Below are 20,540 nucleotides of genomic sequence, written 5' to 3'. Positions count from 1 at the left end.
ACCTGCCGTTTTGACAAAACATACGGACCACTGCATAGTTATACCCATCAGTGATTGCACCGTAAGGAGAAACCCGTGACCGAGCGCGTCGTACTCGCCTACTCGGGCGGCCTGGACACCTCCGTCGCCATCGGCTGGATCGCCGAGGAGACGGGCGCCGAGGTCATCGCCGTTGCCGTGGACGTCGGCCAGGGCGGCGAGGACCTGGACGTCATCCGCAAGCGCGCGCTCGCCTGCGGTGCCGTCGAAGCCGAGGTCGCGGACGCCAAGGACGAGTTCGCCGAGGCGTACTGCCTCCCGGCGATCAAGGCCAACGCCCTCTACATGGACCGCTATCCGCTGGTTTCGGCCCTCTCCCGGCCGACGATCGTCAAGCACCTCGTCGCCGCCGCCAAGAAGCACAACGCCGGGATCGTCGCCCACGGCTGCACCGGCAAGGGTAACGACCAGGTCCGCTTCGAGGCCGGCATCTCCGCGCTCGGCCCCGACCTGAAGTGCATCGCCCCGGTCCGTGACTACGCGATGACCCGGGACAAGGCGATCGCCTTCTGCGAGGACAAGAACCTCCCGATCGCGACCACCAAGAAGTCCCCGTACTCCATCGACCAGAACGTCTTCGGACGGGCCGTCGAGACGGGCTTCCTGGAGGACATCTGGAACGCGCCGATCGAGGACATCTACGAGTACACCTCCAACCCCGCCACCCCGCGCGAGGCCGACGAGGTCGTCATCTCCTTCAAGGAGGGTGTGCCGGTCGCCATCGACGGCCGTCCCGTCACCGTCCTCCAGGCGATCCAGCAGCTCAACGAGCGGGCCGGCGCCCAGGGCATCGGCCGGATCGACATGGTCGAGGACCGGCTCGTGGGCATCAAGTCCCGTGAGGTGTACGAGGCGCCCGGCGCGATCGCGCTGATCACCGCCCACCAGGAGCTGGAGAACGTCACCGTCGAGCGCGAGCTGGCCCGCTACAAGCGGCAGGTCGAGCAGCGCTGGGGCGAGATGGTCTACGACGGCCTGTGGTTCTCCCCGCTGAAGCGGGCCCTGGACGGCTTCATCAACGAGGCCAACCAGCACGTCACCGGCGATATCCGGATGACCCTGCACGCGGGCCGCGCCGTTGTCACCGGCCGGAAGTCCGACGAGTCGCTGTACGACTTCAACCTCGCCACCTACGACTCGGGCGACACCTTCGACCAGTCCAAGGCGCAGGGCTTCATCGAGCTCTTCGGTCTCTCGTCGAAGATCGCCGCGAAGCGCGACCTCGCCTGACCCTCCCTCGTTGTACAGCCGCCTCCCCGTCCGCACGCGGCAGGGAGGCGGCCGCATATCCGCACCTTGCCTTCGCTTTCGTCTTTGCCTTGGTCTTGGCCTTTGCTTTTTGAGGAGCACGCAGTGAGCAGCAACAACGGTGACGTCCGGCTCTGGGGCGCGCGTTTCGCCGACGGACCGGCCGAGGCGCTGGCCAAGCTGTCGGCCTCCGTCCACTTCGACTGGCGGCTCGCGCCGTACGACATCGCCGGCTCCCGCGCCCACGCACGCGTCCTCAACAAGGCGGGCCTGCTCACCGAGGACGAGCTGAACCGGATGCAGGAAGGCCTCGACCACCTCGAAGCCGATGTCGCGGACGGCTCGTTCACCGGCACCATCGCCGACGAGGACGTCCACACCGCCCTGGAGCGGGGACTCCTTGAGCGTCTCGGCCCCGACCTCGGCGGCAAACTGCGGGCCGGCCGGTCGCGCAACGACCAGATCGCCACCCTCTTCCGGATGTACCTGCGCGACCACGCCCGGATCATCGGCGGCCTCATCGCCGACCTCCAGGGTGCGTTGGTCGGCCTCGCCGAGGCCCACCCGGACGTGGCGATGCCCGGCCGCACCCACCTCCAGCACGCCCAGCCGGTGCTCTTCGCCCACCATGTGCTCGCCCATGTGCAGTCGCTGTCCCGGGACGCCGAGCGGCTGCGCCAGTGGGACGAGCGCACGGCCGTCTCCCCGTACGGCTCCGGGGCGCTCGCCGGCTCCTCGCTCGGGCTCGACCCGGAGGCGGTCGCCGCCGACCTCGGCTTCGAGCACGGTTCGGTCGCCAACTCCATCGACGGCACCGCCTCGCGGGACTTCGTCGCCGAGTTCGCCTTCATCACCGCGATGATCGGCGTCAACCTCTCCCGGATCGCGGAGGAGGTCATCATCTGGAACACGAAGGAGTTCTCCTTCGTCACCCTCCACGACGCCTTCTCCACCGGCTCCTCGATCATGCCGCAGAAGAAGAACCCGGACATCGCGGAGCTGGCCCGGGGCAAGTCCGGCCGCCTCATCGGCAACCTGACCGGCCTCCTCGCCACGCTGAAGGCCCTGCCGCTCGCGTACAACCGGGACCTCCAGGAGGACAAGGAGCCCGTCTTCGACTCCTGCGACCAGCTCGAAGTCCTGCTCCCCGCATTCACCGGCATGATGGCCACCCTCACCGTCAACCGCGAGCGCATGGAGGAGCTGGCCCCGGCCGGCTTCTCGCTCGCCACCGACATCGCGGAGTGGCTGGTCCGGCAGGGCGTTCCGTTCCGGGTCGCGCACGAGGTCGCCGGCGCCTGTGTCAAGGAGTGCGAGCGGCACGGCATCGAGCTCGACGAGCTCACCGACGAGCAGTTCGCCACGATCTCCGAGCACCTCACCCCGGAGGTCCGCACGGTCCTCAACGTGCGGGGCGCCCTCGCCTCCCGTAACGGTCGGGGCGGAACGGCCCCCTCCGCCGTCGCCGTACAGCTCGCCGAGGTGAAGAAGGACCTGGAGGCGCAGAACGCCTGGGCGACCGCGCGCCGGTAGCCGTACCGCGTCACGTGCGTACGGTTGCGCCCGGGCGGTGTACGTACGGTGTCGTCGCAGGTGTACGGAAGGTGTCGCGGGCTACGTTGACCGGGGTAGGAGTATCCGCAACCGACCCCGAGGAGCCCGCGATGCCCTTCACCGCCCTGGCCACCGCGACGACCCCGACCGCCCATATCGGACTGGGCCTGGCAGCCGTCGGCAGGCCCGGATACATCAACCTCCACCGCGACCAGGACTTTCCCGACGGCCGGGACGCGGAGACCCTGCGTGCCCGTACGCACGAGCTGCTGGACGCGGCGTACGCGCAGGGCGTCCGGTACGTCGACGCGGCCCGCTCCTACGGCCGCGCGGAGGAGTTCCTGGGCGAGTGGCTGGACGCCCGGCCCTCGTTCGCCGACCTCGTCGTCGGCTCCAAGTGGGGGTACACCTACACCGCCGACTGGAGCACCGAGGCCGAGGCGCACGAGGTCAAGGACCACAGCCTCGCCACCTTCGAGCGCCAGCGCGCCGAGACCCGCGAACTCCTCGGCGACCGGCTCGACCTCTACCAGATCCACTCGCTCACCCCGGACAGCCCGGCCCTCGCCGACAAGGAACTCCACGAGCGCCTGGCCGCCCTCGCCGCCGAGGGGGTCGCCGTCGGCTTCTCCACCAGCGGCCCCAACCAGGCCGACGCCATCCGGGCCGCGCTCGCCCTCACGGTCGACGGCAACCCCCTCTTCCGTACGGTCCAGGCCACCTACAACGCCCTGGAGACCTCGGCCGCCCCCGCCCTCGCCGAGGCCCACGACGCCGGGATCACCGTGATCGTCAAGGAGGGCGTGGCCAACGGGCGCCTGGCCGGCGACGAGGCGCCCGCCGTGTTCCGCGAGATCGCCGCCGACGCGGGGGTGGGCGGCGACGCGGTCGCCCTGGCGCTCGTCCTGCACCAGCCCTGGGCCGGGGTCGTCCTCTCGGGCGCCGCCACCGTCACCCAGCTCGCCGGGAACCTGCACGCAGCCGTCGTCGACCTCGACGAGGAGCAGCGGGACCGGCTGGACGCGCTGGTGGAGGAGCCGGAGTCGTACTGGCGCCACCGCGCGGCCCTTCCCTGGCACTGAGGAACCGCGCCGCTCAGGAGCTCGTGAGGACGACGAGCTCCTGGGTCACCCGGGTCATCGCCACATACCGGTCGACCGCCCCCTCGACACCCTCACCGAACGCTTCCGGGTCGACGAGCACCACCAGGTCGAATTCGAGGCCCTTCGACAACTCCGGCGTCAGCGACCGCACGCGGGACGTCGCCCGGAACGTGGGAGCGCCGATGACACACGCGATCCCCTCATCGTGTGCGGCGAGCGTCCGCAGTCCACGACGAGGGCGCCCCGGGAGCTCGCGCGGATGACGGCGTCCTGATCGGCCTGGATGGTGCCCAGCACGTCACGCATCCGCTCCGAGGCGGGTGGTGCCGAGGCTCGCGACGAAAGCGGACCGGTCGTCGAGCGCGGCATGCCCGGCGGCGATCAGCGCCGGGTCGGCCTTGGGGGAGAGACGGTCGGGGAGGTGGGAGGCGCTCCATGGGGGGTCTTGCCGCAAGCCCCCCCCACAGACCGCAGAATCGACGGCCGGAGTTCCCCCCGGGCCCTTCCCGCTCGCCCGGTTCCCAGACATCCCACGACTGAACGGACGCCGTGAACCCCTTCCCCACCAGTACAGGCCCGTTGATCTCCGCATCTCTTCAGTGAGACAATCGTGTCTCACATGGGTTAAGCTCGTCTCATGACTCTCGACCGTGAGCAGGTGCTGCGCAGCGCCGCCGCCCTGTTGACCCACAAATCGACCGCCACCATGGACGAGGTCGCCAGAGCTGCCGGTATCGGCCGCGCCACCCTCCACCGTCACTTCGCCGGACGCGACGCACTGGTGAAGGCGCTGGAGGATCTCGGTATCCAGGAGTTCGAGGCGGCCCTGGACGCCGCCCGGCTCGACGAAGGCACCTCCGAGGAGGTGCTGCGCCGCCTCATCGCGGCCGTCGAGCCCAGCGCCGGCCTGCTCTCGTTCCTCGTCACGGAGAACCAGCTCTTCGAGGGCGACCAGGTCAACGAGGGCTGGAACCGGGCCGACGCCCGGGTCTCCGCCTTCTTCCGCCGCGGCCAGGAACGCGGCGAATTCCGCATCGACCTCACCCCCGCCTGGCTGACCGAGGCCCTCTACGGGCTCATCGGCACCGGGGCCTGGGCCGTCCAGGTGGGACGGGTCGCCGCACAGGACTTCCAGTACATGATCGTCGAGCTGCTGCTCGGCGGAGCCCGCCGGAGCGTGGAGCAGTGACCAGCATCGACCAGCACCCGAAGATGACGGACGACGTGCGCCGCCCCGGGCGGTGGATCGCGCTCGCCGTGCTCGTCCTCGCCGTGCTGCTGGTGGCCGTCGACGCGACCGTCCTCGGCCTCGCCACCCCGTTCCTCAGCGAGGACCTCGCCCCCACCGGCAACCAGCTCCTCTGGATCGGCGACGTCTACTCCTTCGTCATCGCCGGTCTTCTCGTCTCGATGGGCTCCCTCGGCGACCGCATCGGCCGCAAGAAACTGCTGCTGATCGGCGCCGTGGCGTTCGGCGCGGTCTCCGTGCTCAACGCGTACGCGACCACGCCCGAAATGATGATCGTGGCCCGGGCGCTGCTCGGTGTCGCGGGCGCCACCCTGATGCCGTCCACCCTCGCCCTGATCCGCAACCTCTTCCACGACCCGCGCGAGCGCAGCCTCGCCATCGGGATCTGGGGGGCGATGGCCTCGGCGGGTGCGGCGGTCGGGCCGGTCGTCGGCGGGTTCCTGCTCGAACACTTCTGGTGGGGTTCGGTCTTCCTGATCAACCTGCCGGTGATGGCCGTGCTCGTCGCCGTCGGCATCAAGCTGATCCCGGAGTCCAAGAACCCGGCCCCGGGCCCGTGGGACATGCCCAGCGTCGCGCTCTCCCTGGTCGGCATGATCGGCATCGTGTACGCCATCAAGGAGACGGCCTCGCACGGGCTGGGCTGGGGGCCGGCCGCGGCGGCCGTACTCGGCGCGGCCGCGCTCACCTGGTTCGTCCGCAGGCAGCTCCACCTGCCCTCACCCCTGCTGGACATGCGGCTCTTCCACCACCGGGGCTTCTCCGGCGCTGTCCTCGCCGACCTGCTGACCATCCTCGGCCTGTCGGGCCTGGTCTTCTTCCTCTCCCAGTTCCTGCAACTGGTCCAGGGCCGGGGGCCGCTGGAGGCCGGCCTGGCCGAACTGCCCGCCGCCATCGGTGCGGTGACCGCCGGCCTGCTGGCCGGATTCGCCGCCCGCCGGTTCTCGGTGCGCTCGGTCGTGGCGGGGGGACTCGGCGCGGTCGGTCTCGCGCTGGGCACGGTGACCCTCCTCGACCAGCACACCGGCTACCCGCTGCTCGGCTCCATGCTGCTGGTCGTCGGCGTCGGCGCCGGGTTCTCCTTCACCGTCACCGCCGACGTCATCCTCTCCAGCGTTCCGCAGGAGCAGGCCGGTTCGGCCTCCGCCGTCTCGGAGACGGCGTACGAGCTCGGGGCCGCCCTCGGCATCGCCCTGCTCGGCTCCATCGTCACCGGCGTCTACCGGGGCTTCCCGACCCCGGCGGGCATCCCCGCCGATGTCGAGTCGGCGGCCCACGAGTCGCTGGGCGGGGCCGTCGAAGCGGCGACCGCCCTGCCCGCCGCCCAGGCGGGTCCGCTGGTCTCGGCGGCCCAGGAGGCGTTCGTCGACGGGATGCGGTCCGCCGCCGGCGTCGGGTCGGCGGTGCTCCTCGCGGCAGCCGTCGCCGCCTGGTTCCTGCTGCGGGGCCAGAAGCTGGAGGACGGCGTCGAGCACCCGTAGTTCCCGCATACGGGAGGGCCCGCACCCCGGCGAGGGTGCGGGCCCTCCCGCGTAAAAGGCCCGACGAAATCAGGCCGCCTTGGCCTTCGTCGCGTACATGTCCACGTACTCCTGGCCGGAGAGCCGCATCACCTCGGACATCACCGAATCGGTCACCGCCCGCAGCACATAGCGGTCGCGGTCCATGCCCTCGTACCTGGAGAACTCCATCGGCTCGCCGAAGCGCACCGTGACCTTGCCCGGCCGCGGCAGCCCGGCGCCGCCCGGCTGGAGCTTGTCGGTGCCGATCATGGCGAACGGGACCACCGGGGCGCCCGTCATCAGCGTCAGCCGCGCGATCCCCGTACGGCCCCGGTAGAGCCGGCCGTCGGGGGAGCGGGTGCCCTCCGGGTAGATCGCGAAGGCCTGGCCCTCCTCCAGCACCCGGCGCCCGGTCATCAGCGCCGCGACCCCGCCCCGGCCGCCGTCACGGTCCACCGGGATCATGCCGCAGCCGGTGAAGAACCAGGCCATCAGGCGGCCCTTGAGCCCCTTGCCGGTCACGTACTCGTCCTTGCCGATGTAGAACACCGGCCGGTCGCAGCAGATCGGCATGATCATCGAGTCGATGAAGGTGAGGTGGTTGCCCGCGAGGATCACCGGCCCGGTCCCGGGAATGTTCTCCGCGCCCTCCACCTGTGGGCGGAACATCAGGCGCAGAATCGGTCCGAGCACTGCCTTGATGACCGTGAGACGGGACAACGGTTCCTCCGGTGTCGTGGCCGGGCCGGCCGGGGCGAGTGAGGTGGTGCGGGGTGTGGCGCGCGGTGGTGTCCGGTGGTGCGAAGTGTTGGACTGTGCAGGTGAGGACGATACTCGCGGGTATGCACTGATCGCACATCGGGTTCACGGAGTGGATACGCGATGTTGACGTGTGTTTCCGCCATGTTCGCCCCTGATCCGCCCCGCGGACCCGCCCGGCTGCCTACGATCGGGCCCGCCCGACAGATTTCAGGCCAGTACCGAGCGAGGAGCATTCATGACGGAGCGTGTGTCCGGCACCCCCGGACGGCGGGCCCTTCTGGGCGCCGCGGTCCTCTCCACGGCGGCCCTGGGCCTCGCCGGTACGGCACAGGCACAGGCCGCCGACCGGGGACGCGGCGGCCACGGGGGCGGCCACGGCTCGCTGCGGGACCTGCCCGTACCGACGGTGATCGGCCATCGCGGGGCCAGCGGCTACCGGCCCGAGCACACCCTCGGCTCCTACCAGCTGGCACTGGACCTGGGCGCGCACATCGTGGAGCAGGACCTCGTGCCCACCAAGGACGGCCACCTCGTCTGCCGGCACGAGAACGACATCACCGCCACCACGGACGTCGCCGACCACCCCGAGTTCGCCGGTCGCAAGGCCACCAAGAGAATCGACGGCGTCAGCTACACCGGCTGGTTCACCGAGGACTTCACCCTCGCCGAGCTCAAGACCCTGCGGGCCACGGAGCGCATCCCCGGCAACCGCCCCGACAACACCCTCTACGACGGCCGCTGGACGGTCCCCACCTTCGAAGAGGTCCTGCGCTGGGCCGACCAGGAGGGCCGCAAGCGCGGAAAGCCCGTCTGGCTGTACGTGGAGACCAAGCACCCCACCTACTTCCGGAGCCTGGGCCTCGGCCTGGAGGAGCCGCTGGCCCGGCTGCTGCGCCGCTACGGCCGGGACCGCAAGAACTCCCCGCTCATCCTCCAGTCCTTCGAGCCGAGCTCCGTCCAGCGCCTCGCCCGGCTGGTCGACACCCCGCGCATCGTGCTGCTCTCCGGCCCGGCGACACGCCCCTGGGACTTCGTCGAGTCGGGTGACCCGCGCACGGTGGCCGACCTCGTGAAGCCCGCCGGGCTGAAGTGGATCGCCTCCTACGCCCAGGGCATCGGCCCCACGCTCGACCTGGTCATCCCCAAGGACGCCGCGGGCCGGCTCACCACGCCGACCACATTGGTGAAGGACGCGCACGCGCGTGGCCTGCTCCTGCACCCCTACACCCTGCGCAACGAGAACAGCTTCCTGCCCGCCGACTTCCGGCGCGGGAGCGACCCCAACGCCTACGGTGACGTCTTCGGCGCCGCCGCCGCGTACTTCGCCACCGGCATCGACGGCGTCTTCTCCGACCACCCGGACACCGCCCTGCTCGCCGCGGCGGACTTCGTCGGGCGCTGAGCTCCTCCCGGTGCTGACACGCGTACGGGCCCGGCGTCAGCGCCGGGCCCGTACCTGCCCCGGTCGGGTGGTGCCGTGCGCGCGGGGCAACCGGCCGGGCCACCACCACGTCCGCCGGGGCATGACGCTTCTCGATCATGAACCCGACCGGACCGCCGCCACCGTGCTCGTCGTCCGCGCCTTACAGCCCCTGGTGCGGGCGGAGGCGAGAGCCGAGGCACCCGCCGCCGGTCTCGACCCCGCCGACCTCGAACAGACCGTATGGCTGCGGCTGCTGGAGCGCCCCACCGCCGCCGTGCCGCCCCGCGACCCGGTCCGCTGGGTGCGCGACACGGTCCGCGCGGAGGCCCGCAAGGGGCGCCGCACGGTCCGGCGGGAACGCCCGTACGCCGGAACGGAACCCGCCGCCCCGGCCGCCGGCAGCCCGGAGGGAGCCGCGCTCGGGGCCGCCGAACGCCGGGCCCTGCGCGCCGCGATGGCCCGGCTGCCCGGGCGTTGCGCCCGGCTGCTGGACGCGATGCTGGCGCCCACCGACCCGACCTACCGCGAAATCGCAGGGGAGTTGGGTATGTCACAGGGGAGTTTGGGTCCGATCCGTTCCCGTTGCCTTGGATGTCTGCGCAGAATGCTGGCGGCGGAGGTTGTCGCCCCTGAACTGCGGGGAAGAGGGCGGTAGGCAACCGGGCGGACAGGTGAGCGGGAGGCGTGCACACATGGGCATGAGCGTGATCATCTCGGCGGCGACGGCACAGGACGTGGAGCAGATCTTCCGGCTCCAGTACCTCTGTTTCCAGCGCGAGGCCGAGCTGTACGACAACTACCGGATCGACCCGCTCGTCCAGACCCTCGACACGGTACGCGGCGAAGTCGCCGACGACCTGGTCTTCGTGGCCCGCCTCGGCGACGAAGTCGTGGGCTCGGTACGCGGATTCACCGACCCGGACGGTACGGGCCAGATCGGCAAGCTCTGCGTCCACCCCCGGCTCCAGGGGCACGGGCTCGGCACCCGGCTGCTGAACGCGGCGGAGGCGGCCCTGGCGGCCGACCGCGCCGCGACCCGCTTCCGGCTGCACACCGGACACCGCAGCGAGAGCAACCTCCGGCTCTACCGGCGGGCCGGATATGCCCAGGTCGGCGACGCCACGGGGACGGACGGCGTCCGGCTCATCCTGCTGGAGAAGGAAGCGGCGGCCCAGGAGTTCGTGGCCAGCGCCTGACAGGGCCGTGCCTGACCCGGTTCCGTGTCAGGCCGTCTTGGCGCGCCGCAGCCAGATCATCCCGGTGACCGGCAGGATCACCGGGATGAACAGATACCCCATCCCGAAGTCCGACCAGACGGTGGAGTCGGGGAAGGCGGACGGCTCGGCCAGCGTCCAGGCGCCGACGACGAGGACGCCCAGCAGCTCGGCGGCGCAGCACACCAGCGCCGCCCGGCGGGCCCTCTCGCCCCCGCGCACCAGCGAGTACGTGATGAACCCGTACACGACGGCGGCGACGGCCGAGAGCGAGTAGGCGAGCGGCGCCCGGTCGAAGCCCCGGATCACCTCGACGATGGAGCGCGAGGCCGCCGCGACCGTGAACACCCCGTAGAACCAGACGAGCACCCGCCCGGGACCCGTGCCCAGCTCGAAGGACGGCTTCGGCGCCACATCCACCTCGGGGCGTTCGGTGTCACTCACGTCAGTTACCCCAGATGTCGTAGAGCCGTACTTCGAGGACCGCCAGCACGAGAGCGCCCGCCGCCACCGTCACCGAACCCCAGCGGGTCCGTTCGGACAGCGACAGGACACCTGCCGCCGGCACGGCCGCGAACGAGCCGATCAGATAGGCGATGAACACCGCCATCCCCTGCTCCGGCCGCTCCCCGCGTGCCAGCTGCACGATGCCCACCACCAGCTGGGCGAAGGCCAGCAAGGTCACGACGGCCATCCCGATGAAGTGCCAGTCCTTCGTCGGCTGGTCCTTGTAGGCGGCGTGTCCGCACCAGGCGGCGAGGGCGAGCGCGGTCACGGCGACCGCGACCGTCAGGGCGTCAAGCATGTAGCGAGGGTATTACGGCCGCACCGCCCGCCCGCGTGCGGCCCCGCCCGGCCCCCGGTCCGGCGGCGCCGTGGTGCCGCTGCCCGTGGCCTTGACCACAACGACCATCTGCACCACCCACGCGGCCGACCGCCCCCAGGGTCGGACAGCCTCCCCGCCCACCCCTGTACGTGCAGGTCAGAGCCTTGCGGTCGGACGTCGTCGGGTCGTCCCGAAACGCCGCCACCGACCATCCACGTCTGTCCGGAATGCGGACAGCCGGGTTCGTGCCCAGGCGTACGTCTGTTTTACTGGGGCGCATGACCACGACGAGCAGCCGCACCCCTGCGACCGAGGCGATCAGTACGCCCGGTGCTCGTTGTATGTGTCGAATGCGCGCCTTCTGAGGGCCCCCGCCTGAGCCTCGCGCCCCGAAGCGAGAGCGAGCCTGCGCCGTTCGCCCCCCGTGGAACGAGCCGCCCGAGCATGCGCTGTCCCCGGCCGACCGCCGCACACAGCCGTGCTGAGACGTAACCGGCCGACCAGCCCGAAGTCAGTCTCTTCAGACGTTTGCCCCGTGCCCGGCGGACACCCGCGCCGCGCACTCGACAGTGACGGAAACCCCTGTGATCACCACGACGGGCCTCACGAAGGTCTACCAGTCGCGCGACCGTGAGGTCACCGCGATCGACGGAGTCGACCTCCACGTCCGCGAGGGCGAGATATACGGCGTCATCGGGCAGAGCGGCGCCGGGAAGTCCTCCCTCATCCGCTGCGTCAACCTGCTGGAGCGCCCCACCTCCGGCACGGTGACCGTGGCCGGCCAGGACCTCACCGCCCTCGCCGGGCGCGGCCGCCGGGCGAGCGCGGAGCTGCGCGCGGCCCGTACCCGCATCGGCATGGTCTTCCAGCACTTCAACCTGCTGGACTCGCGCACCGTCCTGGACAACGTGGAGCTCCCGCTGGAGATCCTCGGAGTCTCCGGCCAGGAGCGCACCCGCAAGGCCAAGGAACTCCTCGACCTGGTCGGCCTCGCCGACAAGGCGAAGTCCTACCCCAAGCAGCTCTCCGGCGGCCAGAAACAGCGCGTGGGCATAGCCCGCGCCCTGGCGGGCGACCCCAAGGTGCTGCTCTCGGACGAGGCGACCTCCGCCCTCGACCCCGAGACCACCCGTTCCATCCTTCAGCTGCTGCGCGACCTCAACCAGCAGCTCGGTCTGACCATCCTGCTGATCACCCACGAGATGGACGTCGTCAAGACGATCTGTGACTCCGCCGCCCTCATGCGGCGCGGCCGGATCGTGGAGTCCGGCACGGTCGGCGGACTGCTCGCCACCCCCGGCTCCGAGCTGGCCGGCGAACTGTTCCCGGTCGGAGGGACCGCCTCCGGGCCCGACCGTACGGTCGTGGACGTCACCTTCCACGGGGAATCCGCCACCCAGCCGGTGATCTCCCAGCTCTCCCGTACGTACAACATCGACATCTCGATCCTCGGCGCCGCGATGGACACCGTCGGCGGCAAGCAGATCGGCCGGATGCGCATCGAGCTGCCCGGCCGGTTCGAGGAGAACGTCGTCCCCATCGGCTTCCTGCGCGAACAGGGCCTCCAGGCCGAGGTCGTCGAGGGCGAGAACGGCCCCCGGGCCCACGGCGCGACCACCGCGGCCGTCGTGCCGGAGCAGACCCCCGCCGCGATCACCAAGGAGGTCGTCAAGTGACCTGGTCCGAAATGCAGCCCCTGCTGACCCAGGGCACCTTCGACACCCTCTACATGGTGCTGTGGTCGGCGCTGGTCACCGTCCTCGGCGGACTGCCGCTCGGCGTCCTGCTCGTCCTCACCGACAAGGGCGGACTGCTCCAGAACACCGCGGTGAACAAGGTCATCGGCGTGATCGTGAACATCGGCCGCTCGCTGCCGTTCATCATCCTGTTGATCGCCCTGATCCCCTTCACCACCTGGGTCGTCGGCACCTTCATCGGCCCCACCGCGATGATCGTCCCGCTCGCCGTCGGCGCCATCCCGTTCTTCGCCCGGCTCGTCGAGACGGCGATCCGGGAGGTCGACCACGGGCTCGTCGAAGCCGTGCAGTCGATGGGCGGCTCCATCCCCACCATCGTCCGCAAGGTGCTCCTGCCGCAGGCGCTGCCCTCGCTCGTCTCGGGTGTCACCACCACTCTCATCGTGCTCATCGGCTACTCCGCGATGGCCGGTGCGGTCGGCGGCGAAGGACTCGGCTCCAAGGCCGTGACCTACGGATTCCAGCGCTTCGACAACCAGTTCATGCTGATCACCGTCGCACTTCTCATCGTGCTCGTCAGCGTGATCCAGCTGATCGGCGACATCACCGTCCGGCTGCTGGCCCGCCGCGGACGCACCGCCTCCTGAACTTTCCGTCCCCATCAAGCCCGAACTCCTTGTCCGGGCGCACCACCAAGTTGAGAAAGAGGCACTTTTCGTGCGCAAGAACATCAAGATCACCGCAGCCGTCGCTTCCGCCGCCGCCCTCGCCCTGGGCCTCAGCGCCTGCGGTACGGACTCCGACCCGGCCGCCAGGAGCGAGAGCGGCGCCAAGGCCGACACCTCCAAGGCCCTGGTCGTCGCCGCGTCCCCGACGCCGCACGCCGACATCCTGAACTTCGTCAAGAAGAACCTGGCGGAGAAGGAGGGCCTCAAGCTGGAGGTCAAGGAGTTCACGGACTACGTCCTGCCGAACACCGCCACCCAGTCCGGCCAGGTCGACGCCAACTTCTTCCAGCACAAGCCGTACCTGGACGACTTCAACGCGAAGAACAAGACCACCATCGTCCCGGCCGTCAACGTGCACCTGGAGCCCCTCGGTCTCTACTCCAAGAAGATCAAGGACCTCAAGGACATCAAGGCCGGCCAGACCGTCGCCGTCCCCAACGACACCACCAACGGCGGCCGCGCGCTCCAGCTGCTCGCCGAGAACGGCCTGATCACGCTCAAGGACGGCGTCGGCACCACCGCCAAGCTGAGCGACATCACCGACAAGAAGGGCCTGGAGTTCAAGGAGCTGGAGGCCGCCACCGTGCCCCGCGCCCTGAACGACGTGGACGCCGCCGTCATCAACGGCAACTACGCCCTGGAGGCCAAGCTCTCCCCGGCCGAGGACTCCCTCGCCCTGGAGAAGGCCGAGGGCAACCCGTACGCCAACTTCCTGGCGGTCAAGGACGGCAACGAGAAGGACCCGCGGGTCGAGAAGCTCGCGCGGCTCCTCAACTCCGACGAGGTGAAGAAGTTCATCGAGGACACCTACCAGGGCTCGGTCATCGCCTCCTTCGGCGCCCCGGCCACGTCCTGACCCCCGCCAAGTCCTGACCTCCATCAGGCACTTGCTCATCGGAGCCCCGCCCCTTCCCCCGGGAAGGCGCGGGGCTCCGTCGTGCGGACCCGCCCCTGCACACCGCGGATGCGATGCTGCATGCTGTGCTTTTACCCGGTCTTCGCTTTTACCCGGTCTTCTGCATGGAGCTGCGCATGACTACCACCTTTCCGTCCATCTCCATCAGCACGGACAGGTTGGTGATGCGCCCCTTCGAGATGGCCGACATCCCCGCGTACATCGAGATGATGAACGACGAGATGGTCACCGCCTGGACCGACGGACCGCACCCGTACACCCAGGTCGACGCCGAACGCTGGGTCCGCAGAATCGCCCCCGGGGAACGCACCTCGGGCCACGGCATCGCCCTCGCCGTCACCGAGTTCCTCACCCAGCGGCTCGTCGGCAGCGTCCGCCTCCTCAACACCGACTGGCGCACCCTGGCCACCGAGGTCCGCTACATCACCGCCCCCTGGGCGCGCGGCGAAGGGTACGCCACCGAATCCGTGCTGGCGGTCGCCGAATGGCTCTTCCGCGACCAGGGCTTCGAACGCATCGAGCTGCGCACGCCCGCCGACAACACCGCCTCCCAGCAGGTCGCGCAGAAGCTCGGCTGCATCAGCGAGGGCGTCCTGCGCAACGCCCGGATCGCTCGGACCCGGACCGAGAACGGCACCGACGGCGGCTGGACCGATATCCGTACCGACCTGATCGTCTGGGGTCTCCTCCCCGAGGACCTCGAAGGCGTCGCCGAGCAGCTGGCCGACGCCGGCGGCTACGGCACGTACAACGACTGGAAGTGACCCCGCACGGGCCGGGCGGTGCCGGGCCGAGGCCACCGGCCGGACCCCGAGCCCGACCAGGTACTCTCACCCCTGCCCGCCACCGCCGGGCAGTCCCGCCCCCTCCGACACCCCCAGGAGACAGACGACGATGGCCGACCGGGTCACGGTGATCGGCTGGGACGGCTCGCCACTGACCAGAGCGGCCACGGCCGCGCTCTCGGCCGCCACGCTCGTCGCGGGCGCCGCCCACCACCTCGTCCTGCCCGAAGTGCCCAAGGGCGCCGAGCGCATCCGGCTCGGCAGCGTCGACCTGGCCGCCCGCCGCATCGCCGGCCACCGCGGCAGCGCCGTCGTCCTCGCCGACGGCGACCCCGGCTTCTTCGGTGTCGTCCGCACCCTGCGCGCCCCCGAGCACGGGCTCGAAGTCGAGGTCGTCCCCGCCGTCTCGGCCGTGGCCACCGCCTTCGCCCGGGCCGGGATGGCCTGGGACGACGCCCAGGTCGTCGTCGCCCACCCCCGCACCCTGCGCCGCGCCGTCAACGTCTGCCGGGCCCACCACAAGGTCGCCGTCCTCACCTCACCGGGCGCGGGCCCCGCCGAACTGGCCCTCCTCCTCGAAGGCGTCCACCGCACCTTCGTGATCTGCGAGGAGCTCGGCACCGACCGCGAACGCGTCACCGTCCTCACCTCCGACAAGGCCGCCGACCACACCTGGCGCGACCCCAACGTCGTCATCGTCATCGGCGGCGGCCCCGAGACCACTGCCACCGGCGCCTGGTTCGCCGGCCGCGAGCCCGCCTACCCCCAGGGTGTCCGGGGCTGGGCTTTGCCCGCCGACGCCTACCGGGAGGCCGGAGCGACACGCATGCAGGAGTCCGGCGAGGGGGAGTCCCCGAATCTGCGCGCCGCCCAGCTGGCCATCCTCGGCCCCCGCACCGGCGACCTGGTCTGGGACATCGGCTGCGGCAGCGGTGCCCTGGCCGTGGAGGCGGCCCGCTTCGGCGCGGCCGTGCTGGCGGTGGACGCCGACCCGGGAGCCTGCTCCCGTACGGACGCCGCGGCCCGCGCCTTCGGCGTACCGCTCCAGATCGTCTGCGGCCGGGCCCCGCACGTCCTGGAACGGCTGCCCGAACCCGATGTCGTACGGGTCGGGGGCGGCGGCGTCCCGGTGGTCCGGGCCGTCGTGGACCGGCGCCCGGAGCGCATCGTCACGCACGCCTCCACCCGGGACGAGGCCGAGGCCCTCGGCGCGGCGCTGACCGGCAACGGCTACACCGTCGCGTGCTCGCTGCTCCAGTCCGTCGACCTGGACACCGAGGTGTGGACCGAGCGCGAACGGTCCGTCGTGTTCCTTCTCTCCGCACGGCGTTCGGACGTCGCCCCCTGACCTCTCCGCCCGGTACGGGAGGTAGGCTGGCCGATTGTTGTACCGCGCCCGGACGTTCGTCGCTTCGTTCGTCAATGTCCGGAAAAGTGGACTGTTTTGTTCCGCTCTGTGGTACGGCACCAACCGGGGGACGCGCGACGTGGCGCAGTCCACAGCGAGCCGTGGCGGAACTTCCTGCCACGGCGGCGAACGGCCGCGAGAATAAGAAGAGGTCCGCGGGCGTTTCGTGCCGCGCGGCGAGCCCGCTCGTTCGCATGACGAGCACCGGCGTGCCGTGGTTCGGCGTCCCGGGCGAAGGGCCGAAGGAGCACTGACGATGGGCGAGGGGTACGCATGACTGACACCGGCCAGATCCCGGGCGAGGGACTGCCGGAGAACGCAGGCATGGTGGAGCAGCCGGGCATCCCCGCCCCGGACGCGTACACCTTCCTCGACCCCTCCGAGCACGCACCCGAGGACGACGACCTCCTGCTGATGCCGGCCTCCCAGGGCGCGTGGAGCGACCCGCAGACGGTCCAGACCCCGGCGGCCCCGCAGGCTCAGGCCGCTCCGGCGCCGGCTCCCCAGCCCCCCGCAGCCCAGGCCCCTGCCGCTCCGGCTCCGGAGGAGACGGCACAGCAGTTCCAGGCCCAGCGGCAGGAGCCGCAGTACGCGACGCAGCCGCAGGTCCCCGCGCAGGGCCAGGAGGGGCAGGCGCCCGCCGAGGCGGTGCACGGCACGCACGAGTCCGGCGGCCGTGACACCGGCTCCGTCGACGTCAGCGGTGTACGGATCCCGGCTCCGGCCCCCGCGCCCGTGCAGACCCCGACGCCGGTCGGCGCGCACGCGCAGGCCCCCGCCCGCCGCCCCCTGCAGCGGGGCCCGGCATCGGCCGAGGCCCCGTCGTACGGCGGCGGTACGCAGGGTGGCGGCGTGGTCCGCTCGCTGGCCGACCGGGGCCCGGCCGGAGCGGTGAGGACGGCTCCTCCCGTCCGCCACGCGAGCCCGCCGGTGCCCGGCCCCGAGTATTTCGAAGCCCAGGCCTCGCTGCTGCCGGGCCCGCAGCTGGGCGAGATCCCGCCGCAGGGCGCGTCGCCGTGGGGGCCGCCGCCGCAGCAGCCGCAGACCGAGCCGGAGGCGCCGGTGACGGCCGCGGTCGAGGCCGAGCAGCCGGCGGTGTCGGTGGAGACCTCTGCCGGCCCGGCGCCGGTGGTGGAGCCTGAAGCGGCGGCCGAGGCCGTTGTCGAGGCCGAGGCTCCTGCCGAGCCGGTCGCGGTGCCCGAGACCGCAGCGCCGGCGGCACCGGTCGAGGCCGAGCAGCCGGTCGCGCCGGAGGGCGTGGCCCCGCCCGAGCAGGTCGTGCCGCAGCCGGTGCAGCCCGAGGCGGTCGTTCCTGCCGAGCCCGAAGAGCCGGTGCAGCCCGAGGCGGTCGTTCCTGCCGAGCCCGAAGAGCCGGTGCAGCCCGAGGCGGTCGCTCCTGCCGAGCCCGAGCAGCCGGTGCAGCCGGAGCAGCAGGTGCAAGCCGAGGCGGTGGCTCCGGTTCAGGTGGAGCAGCCGGTCGAGCCCGAGGCTGTGGTCGAGCCCGCGCAGGTCCCCGAGCCCGTCGTCGTGCAGCCCGAGCCGGTGGAGCAGGTGGTCCCGGCAGAAGCGGTCGTCCCGGAGCCGGCCGTCGCCGAGCAGCCTCAGGCTCCGGCGGAAGCGGTGGCCCCGACGGAGCTGCCCGCAGAGGCGCCTGCGGAGGTGCCGGTGGAGGTGCCCGCCGCGCCCGCTGATGTTCCGGCCGAGCCCGAAGCGCAGTCCGTCCCGGTGGACGCCGCCGTTCCGGAGCCCCAGGCTCCCGTACAGCAGCAGGAGCTTGCCGCCGACCCCGCACAGCCGGTGGAGGCCGCAGAACCGGCCCCGGCGGTCGAGGAGGCCGTGGAGGCCCCCGAGCCCGCCGCCGTTACCCTCGTGCCCGCCGAGGTGCAGCCCGAGCCCGAACAGGCGGCGCCGCGGCCGGCCCCCGAACCCGCCGCGGAGGCGGAGCCCGTGCAACCCGCCCCTGCCCCCACCGTCGACCCGGAGCCGGTGGCCGCAGCCGCAGCCGCAGCCGACGCCGAGGACGGCACCGGCCCCGAGGTCATCGAGACCCCGGAGCTCGAAGAGCAGCCGGTCGAGCAGCCCGCCGCGGAGGCGGCGGCACCCCAGGAGCCCTTCACCCCGCCCGCACCCGGCTACGACGACGCCGAGCGCGAGGCGGTGCTCCGGGTCATGCGCGAGCGCCGGGACATCCGCAACGGCTTCCGCAGCGACCCGATCCCGCACGAGGTCCTGCTCCGGGTGCTTGAGGCCGCGCACACCGCGCCGAGCGTCGGCCACTCGCAGCCGTGGGACTTCGTCGTCATCCGGTCCGCCGAGACGCGCCGTTCCATGCACGAACTGGCCCAGCGCCAGCGTGAGGCGTACGCCGAGTCGCTGCCCAAGGGCCGGGCGAAGCAGTTCAAGGAACTGAAGATCGAGGCGATCCTCGACACCCCGGTGAACATCGTCGTCACCGCCGATCCCACCCGGGGCGGCCGCCACACCCTCGGCCGCCACACACAGCCGCAGATGGCTCCCTACTCCTCGGCGCTCGCCGTGGAGAACCTGTGGCTGGCGGCCCGTGCCGAGGGCCTCGGCGTCGGCTGGGTCAGCTTCTTCGACGAGCGTGAGATGGTCCGTGCCCTCGGTCTGCCGGAACACCTCGAAGTCGTGGCGTACCTCTGCGTCGGTTATGTCGACGAGTTCCCCGAGGAGCCCGAGCTGCTGCAGGCGGGCTGGTCCAAGCGCCGCCCGCTCTCCTGGGTCGTCCACGAGGAGACGTACGGCCGGCGCGCGCTGCCCGGCGAGGAGCCGCACGACCTGCTCCAGGAGACCGTCTCCGCCATCCGCCCGCTCGACGCGAAGGCGCTCGGCGAGGCGTGGGAGCGGCAGAAGCGGATGACCAAGCCGGCCGGGGCGCTCGGCATGCTGGAGATCATCTCCGCGCAGCTGTCCGGCCTCTCCCGGATGTGCCCGCCGCCGATCCCGGAGCCCGCGGCCGTCGCGATCTTCGCCGGTGACCACGGAGTGCACGCCCAGGGCGTCACGGCCTGGCCGCAGGAGGTCACCGCGCAGATGGTGGCGAACTTCCTGGGTGGCGGAGCCGTCTGCAACGCGTTCGCCGCGCAGGTCGGCGCGGAGGTCTGCGTCGTCGACGTCGGCGTCGCGGCGGACCTGCCCGCGACCCCGGGCCTGCTGCCCCGCAAGGTGCGCAAGGGCACCGCGGACTTCACCACCGGCCCCGCCCTCAGCCGGGAAGAGGTCCTCGCCGCCATAGAGGTCGGCATCGAGACCGCCCGCGACCTGGTGGCGGCGGGCAACAAGGCGCTGCTCACCGGTGAGATGGGCATCGCCAACACCACCGCGTCCGCCGCGCTGATCTGCGTCTACACGGGGAGCGACGCCTCCGAGGTGACCGGCCGGGGGACCGGCATCAACGACGAGATGCACGCCCGCAAGGTCGACGTCGTACGCCGAGCCCTCGACCTCCACCAGCCGGACGCGTCCGACCCGATCGGCGTGCTCGCGGCGGTCGGCGGCCTGGAGCACGCCGCGATGGCGGGCTTCCTCCTCGGCGGCGCCTCCTTGCGTACGCCGGTGATCCTGGACGGCGTGAGCGCGGGCGCGGCGGCCCTGGTCGCCCGGGCCATCGCCCCCGAGGCCCTGGCCGCCTGCATCGCCGGCCACCGCAGCGCGGAGCCCGGCCACGTGGCAGCCCTGAACAAACTGGGCCTGCGCCCCCTGGTCGACCTCGACCTCCGCCTGGGCGAGGGCACGGGCGCGCTGCTGGCGCTGCCGATCGTGCAGAGCGCGGCACGGGCGATGCACGAGGTGGCGACGTTCGACGCGGCGGGAGTGACGGAGAAGTAGTCCCTCGGCCCGCCGGGGGGTGGCGGCCCCAGCTCTTCGAGGGCTTGCCCTTCCAGCCCCTCCGGGGCTCGCCGTCCCAGCCCCTTCGGCGTTTGAGGAGCGGGTCCGGGGCGGAGCCCTGGTTCCGGGAAGGGGCGGGGTGGGGGGCAGGCCCGCCGCAGGCGCCCCCACCGCCCCCACCCCCCACCACCCCGTATCGTGTTCCCCACCCAGCACCCCCCCACTTCCGCACGTCAC

General features: G+C 71.7%; 18 protein-coding genes and 1 pseudogene. 14 read left to right on the top strand and 5 right to left on the bottom strand.

Features of this window, described 5'->3' with window-relative positions:
* The first annotated feature begins 75 nt into the window (after positions 1 to 75).
* The 3 genes from AMK21_RS27340 to AMK21_RS27330 all read left to right on the top strand — a co-directional run bounded on the left by AMK21_RS27340 (position 76) and on the right by AMK21_RS27330 (position 3,923).
* Complete coding sequence (locus AMK21_RS27340; protein WP_073881858.1) at positions 76 to 1,269, top strand: argininosuccinate synthase; 1,194 nt, start codon at positions 76 to 78, stop codon at positions 1,267 to 1,269.
* 123 nt (positions 1,270 to 1,392) lie between these two features.
* Entirely contained in the window at positions 1,393 to 2,820 is a 1,428-nt protein-coding gene (argH, locus tag AMK21_RS27335; protein WP_073881857.1) for an argininosuccinate lyase, read from the top strand.
* Between the two features lie 131 nt (positions 2,821 to 2,951).
* Positions 2,952 to 3,923, top strand: a complete 972-nt coding sequence (locus tag AMK21_RS27330; protein ID WP_073881856.1) for an aldo/keto reductase — start codon at positions 2,952 to 2,954, stop codon at positions 3,921 to 3,923.
* Positions 3,924 to 3,936: 13 nt separating this feature from the next.
* Here the strand turns inward: AMK21_RS27330 and AMK21_RS27325 are convergent.
* Together AMK21_RS27325 and AMK21_RS34930 are read right to left on the bottom strand one after the other, a co-directional pair.
* Positions 3,937 to 4,161, bottom strand: a pseudogene (locus AMK21_RS27325) (AAA family ATPase); the annotation flags it as partial.
* Between the two features lie 81 nt (positions 4,162 to 4,242).
* Complete coding sequence (locus AMK21_RS34930) at positions 4,243 to 4,398, bottom strand: N-succinylarginine dihydrolase (RefSeq protein WP_143194885.1); 156 nt, start codon at positions 4,396 to 4,398, stop codon at positions 4,243 to 4,245.
* A 183-nt stretch (positions 4,399 to 4,581) separates the two neighbouring features.
* Between AMK21_RS34930 and AMK21_RS27320 the strand changes: the two genes are divergently transcribed.
* Together AMK21_RS27320 and AMK21_RS27315 are read left to right on the top strand one after the other, a co-directional pair.
* Entirely contained in the window at positions 4,582 to 5,133 is a 552-nt protein-coding gene (locus tag AMK21_RS27320) for a TetR/AcrR family transcriptional regulator (protein WP_073881855.1), read from the top strand.
* A gap of 23 nt (positions 5,134 to 5,156) precedes the next feature.
* The gene (locus AMK21_RS27315; RefSeq protein WP_073882104.1) at positions 5,157 to 6,674 is read left to right on the top strand and encodes an MFS transporter; all 1,518 of its coding nucleotides are present in this window, start codon (positions 5,157 to 5,159) and stop codon (positions 6,672 to 6,674) included.
* Positions 6,675 to 6,743: 69 nt separating this feature from the next.
* On the opposite strand, the gene AMK21_RS27310 is transcribed toward AMK21_RS27315, so the two are convergent.
* Positions 6,744 to 7,415 carry a lysophospholipid acyltransferase family protein gene (locus AMK21_RS27310; protein ID WP_073881854.1) on the bottom strand — a complete coding sequence of 224 codons (672 nt, stop codon included), beginning with the start codon at positions 7,413 to 7,415 and terminating at the stop codon, positions 6,744 to 6,746.
* A 277-nt stretch (positions 7,416 to 7,692) separates the two neighbouring features.
* Here AMK21_RS27310 and AMK21_RS27305 point away from each other — a divergent pair, with 277 nt between their 5' ends.
* The 3 genes from AMK21_RS27305 (at position 7,693) to AMK21_RS27295 (ending at position 10,076) form a co-directional block, all read left to right on the top strand.
* The gene (locus tag AMK21_RS27305) at positions 7,693 to 8,859 is read left to right on the top strand and encodes a glycerophosphodiester phosphodiesterase (RefSeq protein WP_073881853.1); all 1,167 of its coding nucleotides are present in this window, start codon (positions 7,693 to 7,695) and stop codon (positions 8,857 to 8,859) included.
* Positions 8,860 to 8,980: 121 nt separating this feature from the next.
* Complete coding sequence (locus AMK21_RS27300; RefSeq protein WP_073882103.1) at positions 8,981 to 9,535, top strand: RNA polymerase sigma factor; 555 nt, start codon at positions 8,981 to 8,983, stop codon at positions 9,533 to 9,535.
* 37 nt (positions 9,536 to 9,572) lie between these two features.
* On the top strand, positions 9,573 to 10,076 hold the full coding sequence (locus AMK21_RS27295) for a GNAT family N-acetyltransferase (protein ID WP_073881852.1): 504 nt from the start codon (positions 9,573 to 9,575) through the stop codon (positions 10,074 to 10,076).
* A 27-nt stretch (positions 10,077 to 10,103) separates the two neighbouring features.
* Here the strand turns inward: AMK21_RS27295 and AMK21_RS27290 are convergent, their stop codons facing one another.
* Both AMK21_RS27290 and AMK21_RS27285 read right to left on the bottom strand, forming a co-directional pair.
* Positions 10,104 to 10,538, bottom strand: coding sequence for a hypothetical protein (locus tag AMK21_RS27290; protein ID WP_073881851.1), 435 nt, complete (start codon positions 10,536 to 10,538; stop codon positions 10,104 to 10,106).
* A 1-nt stretch (position 10,539) separates the two neighbouring features.
* Positions 10,540 to 10,899 (bottom strand): hypothetical protein, encoded by a 360-nt coding sequence (locus AMK21_RS27285; RefSeq protein ID WP_073881850.1) that lies wholly within the window; start codon positions 10,897 to 10,899, stop codon positions 10,540 to 10,542.
* 605 nt (positions 10,900 to 11,504) lie between these two features.
* On the opposite strand from AMK21_RS27285, the gene AMK21_RS27280 reads away from it, so the two are divergent.
* The 6 genes from AMK21_RS27280 to cobT all read left to right on the top strand — a co-directional run bounded on the left by AMK21_RS27280 (position 11,505) and on the right by cobT (position 20,303).
* Positions 11,505 to 12,596 carry a methionine ABC transporter ATP-binding protein gene (locus tag AMK21_RS27280; RefSeq protein ID WP_073881849.1) on the top strand — a complete coding sequence of 364 codons (1,092 nt, stop codon included), beginning with the start codon at positions 11,505 to 11,507 and terminating at the stop codon, positions 12,594 to 12,596.
* The gene (locus AMK21_RS27275) at positions 12,593 to 13,264 is read left to right on the top strand and encodes a methionine ABC transporter permease (RefSeq protein WP_073881848.1); all 672 of its coding nucleotides are present in this window, start codon (positions 12,593 to 12,595) and stop codon (positions 13,262 to 13,264) included. The genes AMK21_RS27280 and AMK21_RS27275 overlap by 4 nt, the downstream gene beginning before the upstream one ends.
* A 70-nt stretch (positions 13,265 to 13,334) precedes the next feature.
* Entirely contained in the window at positions 13,335 to 14,201 is an 867-nt protein-coding gene (locus tag AMK21_RS27270) for a MetQ/NlpA family ABC transporter substrate-binding protein (protein ID WP_073881847.1), read from the top strand.
* Between the two features lie 176 nt (positions 14,202 to 14,377).
* Positions 14,378 to 15,025, top strand: a complete 648-nt coding sequence (locus tag AMK21_RS27265; protein ID WP_073881846.1) for a GNAT family N-acetyltransferase — start codon at positions 14,378 to 14,380, stop codon at positions 15,023 to 15,025.
* Positions 15,026 to 15,155: 130 nt separating this feature from the next.
* Complete coding sequence (cbiE, locus tag AMK21_RS27260; protein ID WP_073881845.1) at positions 15,156 to 16,394, top strand: precorrin-6y C5,15-methyltransferase (decarboxylating) subunit CbiE; 1,239 nt, start codon at positions 15,156 to 15,158, stop codon at positions 16,392 to 16,394.
* 333 nt (positions 16,395 to 16,727) lie between these two features.
* Positions 16,728 to 20,303: a nicotinate-nucleotide--dimethylbenzimidazole phosphoribosyltransferase gene (gene cobT / locus AMK21_RS27255; protein WP_073881844.1), complete on the top strand. Its 3,576-nt coding sequence runs from the start codon at positions 16,728 to 16,730 to the stop codon at positions 20,301 to 20,303.
* Positions 20,304 to 20,540 lie beyond the last annotated feature (237 nt).

Source organism: Streptomyces sp. CB00316, assembly GCF_001905595.1.
GTDB lineage: Bacteria > Actinomycetota > Actinomycetes > Streptomycetales > Streptomycetaceae > Streptomyces.
Note: the sequence above shows the minus strand (reverse complement) of the source record. Positions and strands in the feature narration are given on the sequence as shown.

What these genes read in the sequence shown, in the direction of transcription:
- cbiE (WP_073881845.1), top strand. Translation starts at nt 15,156, where the DNA reads ATGGCCGACCGGGTCACGGTGATCGGCTGGGACGGCTCGCCACTGACC.
- AMK21_RS27295 (WP_073881852.1), top strand. Translation starts at nt 9,573, where the DNA reads ATGGGCATGAGCGTGATCATCTCGGCGGCGACGGCACAGGACGTGGAG.
- AMK21_RS27315 (WP_073882104.1), top strand. Translation starts at nt 5,157, where the DNA reads ATGACGGACGACGTGCGCCGCCCCGGGCGGTGGATCGCGCTCGCCGTG.
- AMK21_RS27330 (WP_073881856.1), top strand. Translation starts at nt 2,952, where the DNA reads ATGCCCTTCACCGCCCTGGCCACCGCGACGACCCCGACCGCCCATATC.
- AMK21_RS27320 (WP_073881855.1), top strand. Translation starts at nt 4,582, where the DNA reads ATGACTCTCGACCGTGAGCAGGTGCTGCGCAGCGCCGCCGCCCTGTTG.
- AMK21_RS27285 (WP_073881850.1), bottom strand. Translation starts at nt 10,899, where the DNA reads ATGCTTGACGCCCTGACGGTCGCGGTCGCCGTGACCGCGCTCGCCCTC.
- AMK21_RS27265 (WP_073881846.1), top strand. Translation starts at nt 14,378, where the DNA reads ATGACTACCACCTTTCCGTCCATCTCCATCAGCACGGACAGGTTGGTG.
- cobT (WP_073881844.1), top strand. Translation starts at nt 16,728, where the DNA reads ATGACTGACACCGGCCAGATCCCGGGCGAGGGACTGCCGGAGAACGCA.
- AMK21_RS27305 (WP_073881853.1), top strand. Translation starts at nt 7,693, where the DNA reads ATGACGGAGCGTGTGTCCGGCACCCCCGGACGGCGGGCCCTTCTGGGC.
- AMK21_RS27300 (WP_073882103.1), top strand. Translation starts at nt 8,981, where the DNA reads ATGACGCTTCTCGATCATGAACCCGACCGGACCGCCGCCACCGTGCTC.